The organism is Pseudomonas sp. WP18 (assembly GCF_036689585.1).
Taxonomy (GTDB): Bacteria; Pseudomonadota; Gammaproteobacteria; order Pseudomonadales; family Pseudomonadaceae; genus Aquipseudomonas; species Aquipseudomonas chlororaphis_E.
Genome location: NZ_CP144758.1, coordinates 5909287 through 5925190, shown reverse-complemented (window position 1 = coordinate 5925190; position 15904 = coordinate 5909287). Strand labels below are relative to the sequence as shown.

The following is a 15904-nucleotide window of genomic DNA, read 5'->3' as shown; positions in this document are numbered from 1 at the left end:
GCACTCCGGGCGGCTAATCAGGTACTAATCAGGTAACAAGGGGAAGTGAGCTTCTGTTGACCTCTGGAACACTCGGGATGGGCGCAGTGTCTGGAGGTGGCCGATGACTGTGCAGGATCGCTGCGAGCCTGGGCATGAGCTCATAAACCCGCCGGGGATGAATGGCGATGAATGTCGCGATTCTACACCGCTGGCGTCAGGATGAAATGACGCAAAGTGCTGATCGGGTGTGAATGTCGCGCACGGGATGACGATTGGTAGCGTTCACGCCCACAGGGTGGAGTGGCGCGGGAAAAGCCCCACGCCACGATAGCACTCAACTGTTCGGCAACAACCGGCAGGTAATGCTCTTGATGTAGCGGGTCTCGGGAATGGCCGGGTGGACCGGGTGGTCTGGGCCTTGGCCGCCGCGTTCGAGCAGTTGGATGTTGCGGTCCAGGTGGCGGGCGCTGGTCAGGAGGATGTTTTGCAGGTCGTCTTCGGGCAGGTGCATCGAGCACGAGGCGCTGACCAGGATGCCGTCCTTGCTGAGCAGGCGCATGGCTTGTTCGTTGAGGCGGCGGTACGCGCCTTCGCCGTTCTTCAGGTCTTTCTTGCGCTTGATGAAGGCCGGTGGGTCGGCGACGATCACGTCGAAGCGCTCTTCGCTGGCCTTGAGTTCCTTCAGGGCTTCGAAGACGTCGCCTTCGATGCAGGTCAGTTTTTCGGCGAAGCCGTTCAGCGCGGCGTTGCGCTCGACACCGTCGAGGGCGAAGCCCGAGGCGTCGACGCAGAACACTTCGCTGGCGCCGAAGGCCGCGGCTTGCACGCCCCAGCCGCCGATGTAGCTGAACAGGTCCAGTACGCGCTTGCCCTTGGCGTAGGGGGCCAGGCGCGCGCGGTTCATGCGGTGGTCGTAGAACCAGCCGGTTTTCTGGCCTTCCATGACCGGTGCTTCGAATTTCACGCCGTTCTCTTCCAGGGCGACCCATTCCGGCACGAGGCCGAACACGGTCTCGACGTAGCGGTTCAGGCCTTCGGCGTCGCGGGCGGCGGAGTCATTCTTGAACAGGATGCCGCTGGGCTTGAGCACCTGGGTCAGGGCCGCGATCACGTCATCTTTGTGGGCCTCCATGGTGGCGGAGGCAATCTGTACCACCAGGATGTCGCCGAAACGGTCGACCACCAGGCCCGGCAACAGGTCGGAGTCACCGTAGACCAGGCGATAGAACGGCTTGTCGAACAGCCGCTCGCGCAACGACAGTGCCACGTTGAGGCGGTGCACCAGCAGGGATTTGTCCAGCGCCAGCTTCACGTCTCGCGACAGCAGGCGTGCGCAGATCAGGTTGTTGGGGCTCATCGCGACGATGCCCAACGGCTTGCCGCCGGCCGCCTCGAGGACCGCCTGGTCGCCGGCCTGGAAACCGTGCAGCGGCGTGGCGGCCACGTCGATTTCGTTACTGTAGACCCACAAGTGGCCGGCGCGCAGGCGACGGTCGGCGTTGGCTTTGAGGCGCAGGCTAGGCAGGGACATGACGTCGCTCCGGAAAAAAGAGCGGGAGTATAGCGTGTTGAAGCGGGTCCGGGGCTTGCGCTGGACATGTGGCGAGGGAGCTTGCTCGCTGGGTGGCGCAGCCGCCCTATTTCGATCAAGACCCCTCGCTACGATGAGTCAGGCAGACAACGCCCCGATCAGCTCGCGATTGAACGCCGGGATGTCATCCGGCTGGCGGCTGCTGATCAATGTGCCGTCCTTGACCACTTCCTTGTCGACCCAGTTCGCCCCGGCGTTGACCAGGTCATCCTTGAGCGTCTTGTAGCTGGTCATGGTCTTGCCCTTGACCAGCCCGGCCGACACCAGCAGCCAGCCACCGTGGCAGATGACCGCGATGGGCTTGCTGGCCGCCTCGAAACCCTTGACCAGCTTCTGCGCGTCGGGGTCTATGCGGATGGTGTCGGAGTTCTGCACGCCGCCGGGCAGGACCACGGCGTCGTACTGCTCGACATTGGCGGCCTTGAAGGTCCGGTCGATCCTGAAGTCGTCGGCGGGTTTGTCATGGTTCCAGCCTTTGACCTGGCCCTCGTCGGCGGAAATGATGTCCACCTGGGCGCCGGCCTGTTCCAGCGCCTGTTTCGGGCCGGTCAGTTCGACCTGTTCGAAACCGTCGGTCACCAGGATGGCAACACGCTTGTTGTTCAGCGAACCGGGCATGAAAAATCTCCTCAAGCTGAGTGGGTTGGCGGCCGACCTAAACCTTACGCAGGCTTGATGTCGGCCCTACACAGTCCGAAGCCTGAGCCCGAAGGAAAGTTCCGACTATCTACCCGACGGTGTATCGGATCCATCTTTAAGGGTTAGAATCCCCGCTTGACCCAGAGTGTGTACTCATGTCCCAAGAGCTTTCCGCCGAACAGATTCAACAGTCCCTGCAAGGCATCAGTGTGCCGCCCCAGCCGCAGATCATGGTTGACCTGCAGATGGAGCAGTACATGCCCGATCCGGACCTGGACACCATCGCCAAGCTGATCTCCCAGGACCCGGGCCTTTCGGGGGCCTTGCTCAAGATCGTCAATTCGCCTTACTACGGGCTGCGCAACAAGATCACCTCGATCCAGCGCGCGGTGAATCTGCTGGGCAGTCGTTCGATCATCAACCTGATCAACGCGCAGTCGATCAAGGGTGAATTGCACGATGACGCCATCGTCACCCTGAACCGTTTCTGGGACACCGCCCAGGACGTGGCGATGACCTGCCTGACCCTGGCCAAGCGTGTCGGTCTGGAAAACGGCGACGAAGCCTACGCGCTAGGGTTGTTCCACGATTGCGGCGTGCCGTTGATGCTCAAGCAATTCCCCCACTACATGAGCGTGCTCGAGCAGGCCTACGCCAATGCCAGCGCCGAGTGCCGGGTGGTGGACACTGAAAACCGCGAGTTCAATACCAACCATGCGGTGGTCGGCTACTACACCTCCAAGTCCTGGCGCCTGCCGGATCACGTCAGCCAGGCCATCGCCAACCACCACAATGCCCTGGCGGTCTTCAGCGACGAGTCCTCGCGCAACAACACCGCGCTGAAGAATTTGCTGGCGATCCTGAAGATGTCCGAGAACATCTGCGCCTCCCACCGGGTGCTGGGCAACCAGCCTGAAGACCATGAGTGGGACAGCGTCGGGGCGCTGGTGCTCGACTACATCGGCTTGTCGGAATACGACTTCCAGACCCAGAAACAGGAAATCCGCGACCTGTCCACTCGTTGAGTGCCCGGTTCGCCTGACTCGAGAGCCCCATGCCAGAACTGCCGGAAGTCGAAACCACCCGTCGCGGCATTGCGCCACACCTCGAAGGACAACGGGTCAGCCGCGTGCTGGTGCGCGATCGTCGCCTGCGTTGGCCGATCCCGGAAGACCTCGACGTGCGGCTCTCCGGCCAGCGCATCGTGCAGGTGGAGCGGCGGGCCAAGTACCTGTTGATCAATGCCGAGGTTGGCACGTTGATCAGCCACCTGGGCATGTCCGGCAACCTGCGGTTGGTGGAAATCGGCATGCCGGCGGCCAAGCACGAGCATGTGGACATCGAGCTGGAGTCCGGCCTGGCCTTGCGCTACACCGACCCACGGCGCTTCGGCGCCATGCTCTGGAGCCTCGACCCGCTCAACCATGAGTTGCTGGTGCGCCTCGGGCCGGAGCCGTTGACCGACCTGTTCGACGGCGAGCGCCTGTTCCAGTTGTCTCGGGGCCGGGCCATGGCGGTCAAGCCGTTCATCATGGACAACGCCGTGGTGGTAGGGGTGGGCAATATCTATGCGACCGAGGCGCTGTTTGCCGCCGGCATCGACCCGCGCCGGGCGGCCGGGGGCATTTCCCGGGCGCGTTACCTGAAGCTGGCCATCGAGATCAAACGCATCCTCGCCCATGCCATCGAGCGGGGCGGCACCACGCTGCGGGATTTCATCGGCGGTGACGGCCAGCCGGGGTATTTCCAGCAGGAGTTGTTCGTGTACGGCCGCGGTGGCGAGCTGTGCAAGGTCTGCGGCACGGGGCTGCGGGAAATCCGCCTCGGCCAGCGCGCCAGTGTCTGGTGTCCACGCTGCCAGCGCTGATCGGAGCTGATCCGTCCTACGGTCTATAGTCAGTTGTCAGACTGCTTAGCCGAAGGACCGCCCCATGAACCTGTTTCGCCTCGTCGTTCTAACGTTGCTGTTGAGTGTCGCCGCGCCCGCCCTGGCGAACGGTGGCAGCGGCGACCCGCGCTATACCATCCAGAACCCACCAGCCTATGCCATGCTCGGCGACCTGTTGATCGCCCGCCCGTTGTTGCTTGCTGCCACCGTGATCGGCACAGGGGCGTTCGTGGTGTCGTTGCCCTTTACCGCGCTGGGCGGTGGGGTGGGCGATGCGGGTAAAGCGCTGGTGGTGGACCCGGCGAAAGCCACGTTTGTGCGGTGTTTGGGGTGTATCGGGGAGGGATTTGAGCGGCAGGAGTGAGGGAGTTGGTTTTGGGGTATGGCTGATGGCCTCTTCGCGAGCAAGCCCGCTCCCACAGGGATTGGCTGTGCTCACCGAATTTGCGTCTTGAGCAGATCCCCTTGTGGGAGCGGGCTTGCTCGCGAAGAGGCCCGCAAAAAACACTACAAAATTATCCGGCTCAACCCTTGCCAGTAATCCTGCGATATTTCGCCATCAACTGTTCTTCAGTCTCCGGATGGGCTTCGTCCAGGGGAATGCAATCCACCGGGCAAACCTGTTGGCACTGGGGCTCGTCGTAATGGCCGACGCACTGGGTGCACAGGTTCGGGTCGATGACGTAGATTTCTTCACCCTGGGAAATGGCTTCGTTCGGGCACTCGGGTTCGCAGACGTCGCAATTGATGCAGTCGTCGGTGATGATCAGGGACATGCAGGCTCCTGCCGGGGCGTTGGGCCCGGGCATCTGAAAACGTATGCGCGCAATTGTGCCGCATTGGCGCGCGCAGTGCACGCGGGTGCGATGGACTGCGCTGCGCTTCGCGTGGGAAAGCGTGAGCGCAGTGTCGCCGGCAAGGGCTACTTCTTGAAGCGCAGGGTCAGCGCATCCGCCACGGCCGGATGGACGAACTTGGTGATGTCACCGCCCAGGGCCGCGATTTCCCGCACCAGGGTCGAGGAAATGAAGGAATAGCGTTCCGACGGCGTCAGGAAGAGGCTCTCGACGTCCGGCGCCAACTGGCGGTTCATGTTGGCCAGCTGGAACTCGTACTCGAAGTCCGAGACCGCGCGCAGGCCACGCAGGAACACATTGGCGTTCTTTTCCTTGGCAAAGTGCGCCAGCAGCGTGGAGAAGCCGACCACTTCCACGTTGGGCAGGTGCTTGGTGACTTCACGGGCCAGCCCCACGCGTTGTTCCAACGGGAACAGCGGGTTTTTCTTGGGGCTGGCGGCGACGGCAATGATCACGTGGTCGAACAGGCGCGCGGCGCGTTCGACCAGATCGCCATGGCCCTTGGTAATAGGGTCGAAGGTACCTGGGTACAACACTCGGTTCATCGCGTCGTCCTGGCGGGAGTCCGTTGGGGAGTCGGATGGTATCGCAGCCGACCCGGTCGGCCAAGTCGGCCGTGGGATAAGAAAGCACTATAGACGGTGCGAATAATCCGGATATTCATGGGTTTTTCAAGCGCTCGGCCAGGGCTGTCGCCAGTTGCGCCGTCAGTCCGTACACCGACAATTGCGGGTTGGCGCCAATGCTGGTGGGGAACAGCGAGCCATCGTGGATCGAAAGATTAGCCAACTGGTGATGACGACCGAGGCTGTCGGTGACTGCGTGTTTCGGGTCTTCGCCCATGGCGCAGCCGCCCATCACGTGGGCGCTACTCAGGCGCGTGCGATAAAGCTCCAGCGCCAGGCCGTCGATCAGGGTCCGGGCTTCGGCCAGGGTTTTCACGTAGTGGGCATCGCCGTGCACCGGCATGACGGCCTTGGCGCCGCCGGCGAACTGGATCTCGGCCATGCTGTGGAAGGCCCGGCGCAAGCCCTCCCAGGTATACGGCGTAACCGTGTAGTCGAGCACGGGCGTGCCGTCGCCGCGCAATTCGACGCACCCACCGGGGCTGTCCGGATGAAAACCGTCGCGCAGCAAGGCCAGCATTGCGTGGGTGTAGGGCAGGCTGCCCATGTGCGCGGCGTTCTCGGCCCCGAACCCGCCCAACAGCGTGGCGGCGAGCGCCGGGTGCAGGGGCGGGACTTCAAGTTTGTAGGACATTTTGCCGGTGACACCGTCCTGCCATTGGAAATGATCCGAATAGATCGACTGCGGCGCGCCGTAGAACGGGTTGATGACGTCGTCGAATTGCCCGGCTGACGTGTTGACCAGGTGCAGGAAGGTGCGCTTGCCCAGGCGTTCATGGGGATCCGGCGCGTCGGAGCGCAGCAGCAGGCCGGGGCTGTTGATGCCACCGCCCGCCAGTACGTAGTGCCGCGCCTTGACCGTGATGCGCCGCCCGGTCGGTGCCACGCAGCGCTCGTCCATGGCCACGCACTCCAGGCCGACGACCGCATCGCCCTTGATCACCAGGCGCTCGGCCCGGGCCAGGTAAAGCAGCACGCCACCCTGGTCCAGCGTGGCGGGAATGGTGGTGACCAGCATCGACTGCTTGGCGTTGGTCGGGCAGCCCATGCCGCAGTACCCCAGGTTCCAACAGCCGCGCACGTTGCGCGGGATGACGTGCCAGCTGTAGCCCAACTGTTCGCAACCCTTGCGGATCACGTCGTTGTTGGCATTGGGTGGAACCATCCAGGGGGCCACGCCCAGGCGTTGCTCCATTTTTTCGAACCAGGGCGCCATCTGCGCCGGGCTGTGGCCCTGGACGCCGTGTTCGGCGGCCCAATGCTCAAGGGTCTGGTCGGGCGTACGGAAGCTCGAGGTCCAGTTGATCAGCGTCGTACCGCCCACGGCCCGGCCCTGGAGAATGGTGATGGCGCCGCCCTTGCTCATGCGCCCAAGGCCTTCCTGGTACAGGCTGGAATAGGCCTGGTCTTCGAGCAGCTTGAAGTCATTGCTGGTCTTGAGCGGTCCTTCCTCGATCAGCAACACGCGGTAGCCGGCGGCGCTGAGGATTTCCGCCGTGGTTGCGCCGCCCGCGCCGCTGCCGATGATCGCCACGTCGGCGTCCAGGCTCAGGTCCTGGGTCAGTTGCGCGCCGTTGTAGGTGGTCCAGCCACGGGCCAGGCCTTCGCGAAAGAGATCGGGTACGGGCATGTTCAGGGCTCTCTTATTGTTATGGATGGACGATGAAGAACCCTGTGGGAGCGGGCTTGCTCGCGAAGGCGGCTGTACATTCAACCTCTATGCAAGCTGACACACCGCTTTCGCGAGCAAGCCCGCTCCCACAGGATTTTGATGACTCAAATCTTGGGCGGTCCCGGATACCCACAGTGCGCCCAGGCCTCGGCCCGGCTGTACCAGGCCATCATCACCATTTGCAGCAACGCGTTGTGGCCTTGCCGCAGCAGGTCCAGGGAGCTGTTTTCCCAGCGGTTGAGAAACTGGCGGATGTCATCAGCGCTGGCGTTTTCCCACGCCCCCCAGATGCCCGCCAGCGGCCCGCGGGTGACGCCCAGGGTGAGCACGTCGAACAGTTGGCGCGTGAGCTTGAGCATGGCCGGGGACAGGTACGCCAGCTCGGTGTCCAGGTTGCGCAGGGTGGCGTCGGTGGCGGCGCGGATCCCTTCAACCGCCACTGCGCCGTCCAGCATCACCGCAATGATGGCACGCAAGAACGGCAGGTCGCTGTCACGCAACGCGGCGAAACCGTGGGCCGGCAGGCTTGACGAACAACCGCTGAGGCTGGCGCCCAATCCGACCGTGGCCAGGAAAGCGCTGGCACCGAGGCTGAACTTCAGCAGGCCGCGCCGCGACAGCGCGGGTGCATCGATGAGGCTAGGGTTCATGTTTATCGTTACCGGGGGCAGGCCTGTTAGCGAACGAACAGCTTCTGGATCAACGTCTGCAGCGGCTTGCCGTAGGGCGGATAGATCAACTTCGCGGCGTTGAAACGCTGCTTGGTCAGCACGCCCTTGGCCTTGCTGAAGGTCAGGAAGCCCTCGTGCCCGTGGTAATGCCCCATGCCCGAAGGGCCGACGCCGCCAAAGGGCAGGTCGTCCTGGGCGACGTGCAGCAGCGTGTCGTTCAGGCAAACGCCACCGGAGTGGGTTTCGTGCAGGACACGCTGCTGCTCGGCCTTGTTGTAGCCGAAGTAGTAGAGCGCCAGCGGGCGTGGGCGTTGGTTGATGTAGGCAAAAGCCTGGTCCAGGTGCTCGTACGGCACGATGGGCAACAGTGGGCCGAAGATTTCGTCCTGCATGACGGTCATGTCATCGTGGACGTTGAGCAGCAGGCTGTGGGGCATGCGGCGCCCCTGGCCCTGGTCGAACAGCTCGATCAGCAGTGCGCCCTTGCTGGTGGCGTCACCGATGTAGCCGTTGAGCCGGGCCAGGTGTCGTTCATTGATGATCGCTGTGTAGTCCGGATTGTCCGCCAACGTCGGATAAAACCTGCGCACCGCTTCGCGATAGGCTTCGACGAATTCGCCGACACGGTTCTGCGGCACCAGCACGTAGTCCGGTGCGACGCAGGTTTGCCCGGCGTTCAGGGTCTTGCCGAAGGCAATGCGTTCGGCGGCATCGCGCAGGGGGACGTCGGCGGAAACGATGGCCGGCGATTTTCCACCCAGCTCGAGGGTCACCGGAGTCAGGTTCTCGGCGGCGGCCCGCATGACATGCCGGCCGACGCTGGTGGCGCCGGTGAACAACAAGTGATCGAAGGGCAGCCTGGAGAACGCCACGCCGACCTCCGCTTCGCCAAGCGCCACGCAGACCAGGTCCTGGGGAAAGATCCGGGCCAGCAGTTGCTTGAGCAACAGGCCGGTCGCGGGGGTTGCTTCGCTGAGCTTGAGCATCACCCGGTTGCCTGCGGCCAATGCCCCCACCAACGGGCCGATGGCCAGGAACAGCGGGTAGTTCCAGGGCACGATGACCCCGACCACGCCCAGCGGTTGATAAATGACCTTGGCCGATGCCGGTTGGAACGCCATGCCCACCTTGCGCCGGGATGGCTTCATCCAGCCCGCGAGGTGGCGGCTGGCGTAATGGATGCCGTGCAGGCTGGGCATCAGCTCGGCCAGCAGTGTTTCGTCGGCGCTGCGGTAGCTGAAGTCCTGGCTGATGGCGTCGATCAAGGCCTGGCGCTCGTTGCTCAAGATCTCGCCCAGCGCCTTGAGCCATTGCCGGCGCTGTTCGGCCGGCGGCATGGGGTGGGCAGCGTAGGCCTTGCGCTGGGCATCGAAGAGCGACCGCAACGCGTCCAATTGCTGTTGGGATTCATGCAGGTAGGCAACGTCGGCAGGCATGTTCGAGCACCGGATGTTATTAGAATGGGTGTTTTTTAGAGCTTATACTCTAGAAAGTCAATGGCCTCCACAAGCGGCTTTGGGTTTTTTCCGGTGACCAATAGGTCGTAAGATGTCCCTCAATGCCTTCGTAGAATTAAAGCCCAAACCATGGCCCCACGAATCAAAACCAGCGAGCGCATCGTGCAAAACAGCCTGGAGCTGTTCAACCAGCAGGGCGAGCGCAGCGTCAGCACCAACCACATTGCCGCTCATATGGACATGTCGCCAGGCAATCTCTATTACCACTTCCCCAACAAGCAGGCGATCATCGCCGTGCTGTTCAGTGAGTACGAGAACCTGGTGGACAGTTTCCTGCGCCCGCCCCAGGGCCGCGCGGCGACCGTGGAGGACAAGCGCTTCTATCTGCAGGAACTGCTGGCGGCCATGTGGCGCTACCGCTTCCTGCACCGTGACCTGGAGCACCTGCTCGACAGCGACCCGGACCTCGCGGCGCGCTATCGGCGTTTTTCCCAGCGCAGCCTGATCCATGGCACGGCCATCTACGAGGGCTTCGTCGAGGCGGGCATCCTGAAGATGGACCGGGTGCAGATCGAATCCCTGACCCTCAATGCCTGGATCATCCTCACGTCGTGGGTGCGGTTCCTGTGCACCACGCGGGAAAACTTCAGCCACTTGAGTGAACAGGCCATCAAGCGCGGGGTGTATCAGGTCCTGGTGCTGGAAGCCGGTTTCGTGACCGATCAGGCCCGCGACGCGGTGGATGCCTTGTTCAAAGAGTTTTATGTCCCCCTGGCCCAGACCCTGGAGGAAGGGCAGTAGGAACGGACCCTCGATTTCCCACAGGAGCTCACCATGTCGATTGCGCAACTCATCAGTCCCCAGGCCCTCGATCAGCGGCGAGCGCTGCCCGGGCTGGTCATCCTTGATTGCCGCTTTGCCCTGGAAGACCCGGATTACGGCCAACGCAGCTATGCCGAGGGCCATATCGCCGGTGCGACGTTCGCGGACCTTGAGCGAGACCTGAGCGGGCCGGTGACCAAGGGCGTGACCGGTCGCCATCCGCTGCCGTCACCCGAGGCCCTAGTGGAGCGCTTGAGGGCCTGGGGGATCGATAACGACAGCGACGTCGTGCTCTACGACGACGGTCCGGGCGCGTATGCCGCGCGGGCCTGGTGGTTGCTGGCCTGGCTGGGCAAGCGCGAGGGCGTGTACCTGCTCGACGGCGGACTCAAGGCCTGGCATGCGGCCGGCTTGCCGTTGAGCCTCGACCCGCCACAGACGCGCCGCGGCACCTTCGACGGCGCACCGGACACCGCCCTGGTGCTGACCGCGCAAACCTTGCAGCAGCGCCTCGGCCAGCCGGACATGACGTTGCTGGATGCCCGTGCGCTGCCGCGTTTCAAGGGTGAAGTCGAACCGATCGACCCGGTGGCCGGGCATATTCCGGGCGCGCAGTGCGCCGCGTTCACCGACAACCTGGGCAGCGACGGTCGCTTTTTGCCGCCCGCCCAGCTCAAGCAGCGTTTCGCCGAAAAACTGGCCGAGCGTTCACCAGCGGGGTTGGTGGCCTATTGCGGCTCCGGCGTGACCGCCTGCCATAACCTGTTTGCCTTTTGCCTGGCGGGATACCCGTTGGGACAGTTGTACGCCGGCTCGTGGAGTGAGTGGATCACCGATCCACACAGGGCCGTTGCCGTCGGCGAGTAACACTCAACCCTGTCATTGAGCCTTGTGGGAGCGAGCTTGCTCGCGAAAGCGGTGTACCAGACACACAAACGTTGACTGACACTCCGCTTTCGCGAGCAAGCTTGCTCCCACAGGCGGTTTGTGCATCCCACAGGCGCTTTGTGCAGGACCTTATCCGTGACCCAGGCTGGCCAGCCACTGGGGAATGCGTCGCTCCAGGTAGTAACCGGGGTGGCGCATGGTGCCGTCGACAAACCCCACGTGCCCGCCCTGGGCATGCAGCTCCAAGTGGGTCGACGCCGACAGTTCGCCGGGTTCAGGCAGGCTGTGGGGAAAGACGAAAGGATCGTCGGCCGCCTGGATCAGCAGGGTCGGCGTGTTGATCTCGCCCATGAAATAGCGGCTGGAGGCACGACGGTAATAATCCGCCGCGTCCGAGAAACCGTGCAACGGCGCGGTCACCCGGCCGTCGAAGTCCCAGAACGTGCGCATGTTTTCCAGCGGGCCAAGCGCTGCCAGGGTCGCCAGCCCTTCGTGGCGTCCGTCGTGCTGGAACTGCCGCTGCTTGTTGCGCACGTATGCCACCAGTTGGCGCATGAAGTGGGTCTGGTAGAAGCGGGAGAAACCCTGCCCGATGCGATCGGCGCACTGGTCGAGGCGAAACGGCACCGAGACCGCCACGGCGCCCTGCAACTGGCTATGGCTGCCGGTTTCACCCAGGTGCTTGAGCAACACGTTGCCGCCCAGCGAATAACCTACCGCGAACAGCGGCGCCAACGGCCGTCGCTCGCGCAAGTGGGCGATGGTGGCGGCCAGGTCTTCGCTGACGCCGGAGTGATAGCTGCGGGCTAACAGGTTGGGTTCCCCCGAGCAGCCGCGCCAGTTCAGCGCAACGCTGGCCCAACCCTGGCGATCAAGGGCATGTTGCAGGCCGGCCACGTAGGGCGAATTGGAGGAGCCCGTCAGTCCGTGCAGCACCAACACCAGCGGCGCCTCGGCGTTGTGGGGGCCATGCCAATCGAGGTCGAGGAAGTCACCGTCTTCCAGCCACAGGCGCTCGCGTTGGCGCTCGATGACGGTGGTCTTGCGCCACAGCGGCCCCCACAAGGTCTGCAAGTGCGGGTTGCCCAGGCCCCGGGCGGGGATGAATCGTTCAGATGCAGCGGCCATTATTATTGTTCTCGATGCACCGGCCAGCCGTTCATTCAACGGCTTGCGCCATTCGTTGCCATAACGCGTAGTACACCCGCCCGGATTTCTGCTCGCGATGCAAACGCCAATTGCCCGGCAAGCCCAGGGTCGACGGAGCGGTCTCGCTTTCAGTGTAGACCCAGGCATCCTCGGCCAGCCACTGACGTTCCTCGAGCAGGGCGCACACTGTCGGCAGCAGGTTCTGGTTGAACGGTGGGTCGAGGAAGACCAGGTCGAAGGCCGTCGCCGGCTGGCTGTCCAGGTAGCGCAGCGCATCGGCGGTCTGCACCTGGCCGACGGTGCAACGCAGGGTGCCCAGGTGCTCTTTCAATTGGGAGACCGCCAGGCTGCTGGCGTCCAGGGCCTGGCCCATGGCGGCGCCACGGGACAGCGCTTCGAGGAACAACGCGCCGCTGCCGGCGAACGGGTCGAGTACCCGTGCTCCGGCGACGTACGGTGCCAGCCAGTTGAACAGGGTTTCCCGCACACGGTCCGGCGTTGGGCGCAGGCCGGGCGCGTCGGGGAAACTCAAGCGCCGGCTGCGCCATTCGCCGCCGATGATGCGTAGCTGGTTCACGCCGTTGTGGGCGGGTTTCTTGGAATTCGATGGGCGGGCCATTAGTGCTCCGGAACCCCGAGCGGTTGCTCGGCAGGTTTGTCAGTGGGGGCCGGTAGCGGCTTTTGCGGCACGGTCGGGCCGGCGGTGACGATGACCATCTTGTCCGTGCTCAGGTGTTTTTCCAGCGCGGTGCGGACCTGCTCGACGGTCAACGCCTGGGACTGGCGCATGAAGTCTTCCAGGTAACTCAGCGGCAGGTCATAGAAACCCATGGCCCCGAGCTGGCCGACGATGTCGGCGTTGCTGGCCGTGGACAGCGGGAAGCTGCCGGCCATTTCACGCTTGGCGTCGTCGAGTTCTTTCTGGGTCGGGCCGTTCTTCAGGTAATCGGCGAATACGTCCTGCACCAGTTTCAAGGTGCCTTCGCTCATTTCGGCGCGGGTCTGCAGGTTGATCATGAATGGACCGCGGGCCTGCATCGGCGTGAAGCCGGAATACACGCCATAGGTCAGGCCGCGTTTTTCCCGAACTTCTGTCATCAGGCGCGTGCCGAAACCGCCGCCACCGAGGATCTGGTTGCCCAGGGACACGGCGGCGAAGTCCGGGTCGTCACGATCGATGCCCAACTGCGCGAGCATCAGGTTGGTCTGCTTGGACGGGAATTCGATGTGGCTGACGCTGGCCTTCGGCTCGACCGGCGCAGGCGTCTTGGCCAGGGCCGGCCCCTTGGGCAACGCAGCGGACACCTGGTTGGCCATCGCCTCGGCTTCAGTACGGGACAGGTCGCCCACCAACGCGATCACCGCGTTGCCGGCGGCGTAGGCCTTGGCATGGAAAGCCCGCAACTGGGCCAGGGTGATCGGTGGAATGCTCTGTGCGGTGCCATCGCTGGAGTGGCCGTAGGGATGATCGCCGTACAGGCGCTTCATCAGCTCCAGGCCCGCCAGTTTGCCGGGGTTCTGCTTCTGATACTCGAACCCGGCGAGCATCTGGTTCTTGATACGGCTGAAGGAGTCGGCGGGGAAGGTCGGCTTGCCGACCACATCGGCGAACAGTTTCAGCGCCGGTTCACGCTTGTCCACGGCGCTGAGGCTGCGCAGGGATGCCACGGCCATGTCCCGGTAGGCCCCGTTGCCGAAGTCCGCGCCGAGGCTTTCGAAGCCTTCGGCAATGGCGCCGACGTCCTTGCCGGCCACGCCTTCATTGAGCATGGCATTGGTCAGCATCGCGAGGCCGGGTGCGTCGCCGTCCTGGCTGCTGCCGGCGGCGAAGGTCAGGCGCAGGTCGAACATGGGCAATTCCCGGGCTTCGACGAACAGCACCTTGGCGCCTTCGGCGGTTTTCCAGGTTTGTACGTCGAGCTGGCGATGACTGGGCGCCTTGCCGTCCAGCTCGGCCAACGATTGCAGCTTGTTGCCGGACTTGGCGTTATCCAGGGCCTGGCTCGCGGTGACGCCCGTGGCGGGCAACAGATAGAACGCCAGTGCGCCGGCCAGGGCGACGAACACCAGGCCGATCAACAGCCGACGCGATGATGTGCGCTCACTCATGGGCTTTCTCCTCGGGCAGGACATGCGCAACGCTCAGGCGTGCGCGGGTGAAATACAGCTGGGCTGCCTTCTGGATATCTTGCGGGGTCACGCTTTGCAGTTCGGCGAGTTCGGTGTCCATCAGCTTCCAGGACAGGCCGACGGTTTCCAGCTGGCCGATGGCGGTGGCCTGGCTGGTGATCGAATCGCGCTCGTACACCAGGCCGGCAATGACCTGGGCGCGCACGCGCTCCAGTTCGTCGGCCGTCGGAGCGGTGGTCTTCAGTTGTTCGAGCAGGCGCCACAGCCCGGCTTCGGCCTGGGCGATGGTCTTGCCTTTCTGGGTATTAGGGGTCGCCGACAGGGTGAACAGCGAGTCACCGCGGGTGTAGGCGTCGTAATTCGACGAGCCACCGGAGACCAGTTCCTCACCGCGCTCCAGTTGGGTCGGGATCCGCCCGCTGTAGCCGCCGTCCAGCAGCGCCGAGATCAACCGCAAGGCGTTGATCGAGCGCTTGTCCGTCGCGGTGGCGATGCTGGGGACGTTGAAGGCCAGCATCACGCTGGGCAGTTGGGTCTGCACGTGCAGGGTGATCTGGCGCTCGCCGGGTTCGGCCAGTTCCAGGGGGATCTTCGCCGATGGCACGGCGCGCCGGGCAATCGGGCCGAAGTAGCGTTGGGCCAGGGCCTTGACCTCGTCTGGCGTTACGTCGCCGACCACCACGAGGGTCGCATTGTTCGGGGTGTACCAGGATTCGTACCAGTGGCGCAGTTCCTCGACGGTCATGCGGTCGAGGTCGGCCATCCAGCCGATGGTCGGCGTGTGGTAGCCGCTGGCCGGGTAGGCCATGGCCTTGAAGCGTTCATAGGCCTTGGACATGGGCTTGTCGTCAGTGCGCATGCGGCGCTCTTCCTTGATGACCTCGATCTCGCGGCTGAACTCTTCCGGCGGCAGGCGCAGGCTGGCCATGCGGTCGGCTTCCAGTTCGAAGGCCACGCCCAGGCGGTCACGGGCCAGCACCTGGTAATAGGCGGTGAAGTCATCGCTGGTGAAGGCGTTCTCTTCGGCGCCCAGGTCCCGCAGGATCAGCGAGGCCTCGCCAGGACCGACTTTTTCGCTGCCCTTGAACATCATGTGTTCCAAGGCGTGGGACAAACCGGTCTGGCCCGGTGTCTCGTAGCTGGAGCCGACCTTGTACCAGACCTGGGAGACCACCACCGGCGCACGATGGTCTTCTCGCACCACGACCTTCAGGCCGTTATCGAGGGTAAATTCGTGGGTGGGTTGTGGATCGGCAGCCAGGGCTGAAAGGGGCAGACAAACTGTGCTGAACAGCAGGCCTGCAACGCGGCGGGCAAGAGCATTCATTCGTGTTTAAACCTGTTGGGCTGCCCGCTAGGTCTTAGCGTCGGCGGGCGAGAGGGTGCTAGGATAACGGTCCGTTTTACTGGCGGCCACGCCTATCGGGCCTTTTATCGGCCCGAGGCTGTTTGGGTTCTGCGCAGAAACGCCGGGTTAGCGCGTCGATCCCGGCGTTTTCGCCGATGATGCCGTACCAGTCCTTTGAAAAAAT

General features: G+C 63.7%; 16 protein-coding genes. 5 read left to right on the top strand and 11 right to left on the bottom strand.

The annotated features are described in order from the left end of the window. Window positions 1–316: 316 nt before the first annotated feature. Window positions 317–1513 (bottom strand): class I SAM-dependent rRNA methyltransferase, encoded by a 1197-nt coding sequence (locus tag V5F23_RS26450; protein WP_042731185.1) that lies wholly within the window; start codon window positions 1511–1513, stop codon window positions 317–319. Window positions 1514–1651: 138 nt separating this feature from the next. Then, window positions 1652–2191 carry a type 1 glutamine amidotransferase domain-containing protein gene (locus V5F23_RS26445; RefSeq protein ID WP_042731184.1) on the bottom strand — a complete coding sequence of 180 codons (540 nt, stop codon included), beginning with the start codon at window positions 2189–2191 and terminating at the stop codon, window positions 1652–1654. Between the two features lie 230 nt (window positions 2192–2421). On the opposite strand from V5F23_RS26445, the gene V5F23_RS26440 reads away from it, so the two are divergent. The 3 genes from V5F23_RS26440 to V5F23_RS26430 all read left to right on the top strand — a co-directional run bounded on the left by V5F23_RS26440 (window position 2422) and on the right by V5F23_RS26430 (window position 4464). Further along, on the top strand, window positions 2422–3237 hold the full coding sequence (locus V5F23_RS26440; RefSeq protein ID WP_162489260.1) for an HDOD domain-containing protein: 816 nt from the start codon (window positions 2422–2424) through the stop codon (window positions 3235–3237). A gap of 29 nt (window positions 3238–3266) precedes the next feature. Continuing rightward, complete coding sequence (mutM, locus tag V5F23_RS26435; protein WP_053147170.1) at window positions 3267–4079, top strand: bifunctional DNA-formamidopyrimidine glycosylase/DNA-(apurinic or apyrimidinic site) lyase; 813 nt, start codon at window positions 3267–3269, stop codon at window positions 4077–4079. 64 nt (window positions 4080–4143) lie between these two features. Further along, window positions 4144–4464 (top strand): hypothetical protein, encoded by a 321-nt coding sequence (locus V5F23_RS26430; RefSeq protein ID WP_042731134.1) that lies wholly within the window; start codon window positions 4144–4146, stop codon window positions 4462–4464. A 160-nt stretch (window positions 4465–4624) separates the two neighbouring features. Here V5F23_RS26430 and V5F23_RS26425 read toward each other — a convergent pair whose 3' ends face one another. The 5 genes from V5F23_RS26425 to V5F23_RS26405 all read right to left on the bottom strand — a co-directional run bounded on the left by V5F23_RS26425 (window position 4625) and on the right by V5F23_RS26405 (window position 9362). Continuing rightward, window positions 4625–4876 (bottom strand): YfhL family 4Fe-4S dicluster ferredoxin, encoded by a 252-nt coding sequence (locus V5F23_RS26425; RefSeq protein WP_003249063.1) that lies wholly within the window; start codon window positions 4874–4876, stop codon window positions 4625–4627. A 146-nt stretch (window positions 4877–5022) separates the two neighbouring features. Then, complete coding sequence (gene coaD, locus V5F23_RS26420) at window positions 5023–5502, bottom strand: pantetheine-phosphate adenylyltransferase (protein ID WP_042731133.1); 480 nt, start codon at window positions 5500–5502, stop codon at window positions 5023–5025. Window positions 5503–5617: 115 nt separating this feature from the next. Then, window positions 5618–7213 carry a GMC family oxidoreductase gene (locus V5F23_RS26415; protein WP_338497016.1) on the bottom strand — a complete coding sequence of 532 codons (1596 nt, stop codon included), beginning with the start codon at window positions 7211–7213 and terminating at the stop codon, window positions 5618–5620. 146 nt (window positions 7214–7359) lie between these two features. Continuing rightward, window positions 7360–7905, bottom strand: a complete 546-nt coding sequence (locus tag V5F23_RS26410) for a twin-arginine translocation pathway signal protein (RefSeq protein ID WP_123579186.1) — start codon at window positions 7903–7905, stop codon at window positions 7360–7362. 26 nt (window positions 7906–7931) lie between these two features. Further along, a complete protein-coding gene (locus tag V5F23_RS26405) occupies window positions 7932–9362 on the bottom strand; it encodes a coniferyl aldehyde dehydrogenase (RefSeq protein WP_338497012.1) in 1431 nt (476 codons plus the stop codon). A gap of 150 nt (window positions 9363–9512) precedes the next feature. Between V5F23_RS26405 and V5F23_RS26400 the strand changes: the two genes are divergently transcribed. Further along, complete coding sequence (locus V5F23_RS26400; RefSeq protein ID WP_042731129.1) at window positions 9513–10184, top strand: TetR/AcrR family transcriptional regulator; 672 nt, start codon at window positions 9513–9515, stop codon at window positions 10182–10184. 33 nt (window positions 10185–10217) lie between these two features. Continuing rightward, entirely contained in the window at window positions 10218–11072 is an 855-nt protein-coding gene (locus V5F23_RS26395) for a sulfurtransferase (RefSeq protein ID WP_338497011.1), read from the top strand. 150 nt (window positions 11073–11222) lie between these two features. Here the strand turns inward: V5F23_RS26395 and V5F23_RS26390 are convergent, their stop codons facing one another. Genes V5F23_RS26390 through V5F23_RS26375 form a run of 4 tightly spaced genes read right to left on the bottom strand, consistent with a single transcriptional unit; the run spans window position 11223 to window position 15699 of the window. After that, window positions 11223–12221: a hydrolase gene (locus V5F23_RS26390; RefSeq protein WP_338497008.1), complete on the bottom strand. Its 999-nt coding sequence runs from the start codon at window positions 12219–12221 to the stop codon at window positions 11223–11225. A 31-nt stretch (window positions 12222–12252) separates the two neighbouring features. Then, window positions 12253–12861: a 16S rRNA (guanine(966)-N(2))-methyltransferase RsmD gene (rsmD, locus tag V5F23_RS26385; RefSeq protein ID WP_042731126.1), complete on the bottom strand. Its 609-nt coding sequence runs from the start codon at window positions 12859–12861 to the stop codon at window positions 12253–12255. Continuing rightward, window positions 12861–14351 carry a pitrilysin family protein gene (locus V5F23_RS26380; RefSeq protein ID WP_338474004.1) on the bottom strand — a complete coding sequence of 497 codons (1491 nt, stop codon included), beginning with the start codon at window positions 14349–14351 and terminating at the stop codon, window positions 12861–12863. The genes rsmD and V5F23_RS26380 overlap by 1 nt, the downstream gene beginning before the upstream one ends. After that, window positions 14344–15699, bottom strand: coding sequence for a pitrilysin family protein (locus tag V5F23_RS26375; RefSeq protein WP_042731124.1), 1356 nt, complete (start codon window positions 15697–15699; stop codon window positions 14344–14346). The genes V5F23_RS26380 and V5F23_RS26375 overlap by 8 nt, the downstream gene beginning before the upstream one ends. Between the last annotated feature and the right edge of the window lie 205 nt (window positions 15700–15904).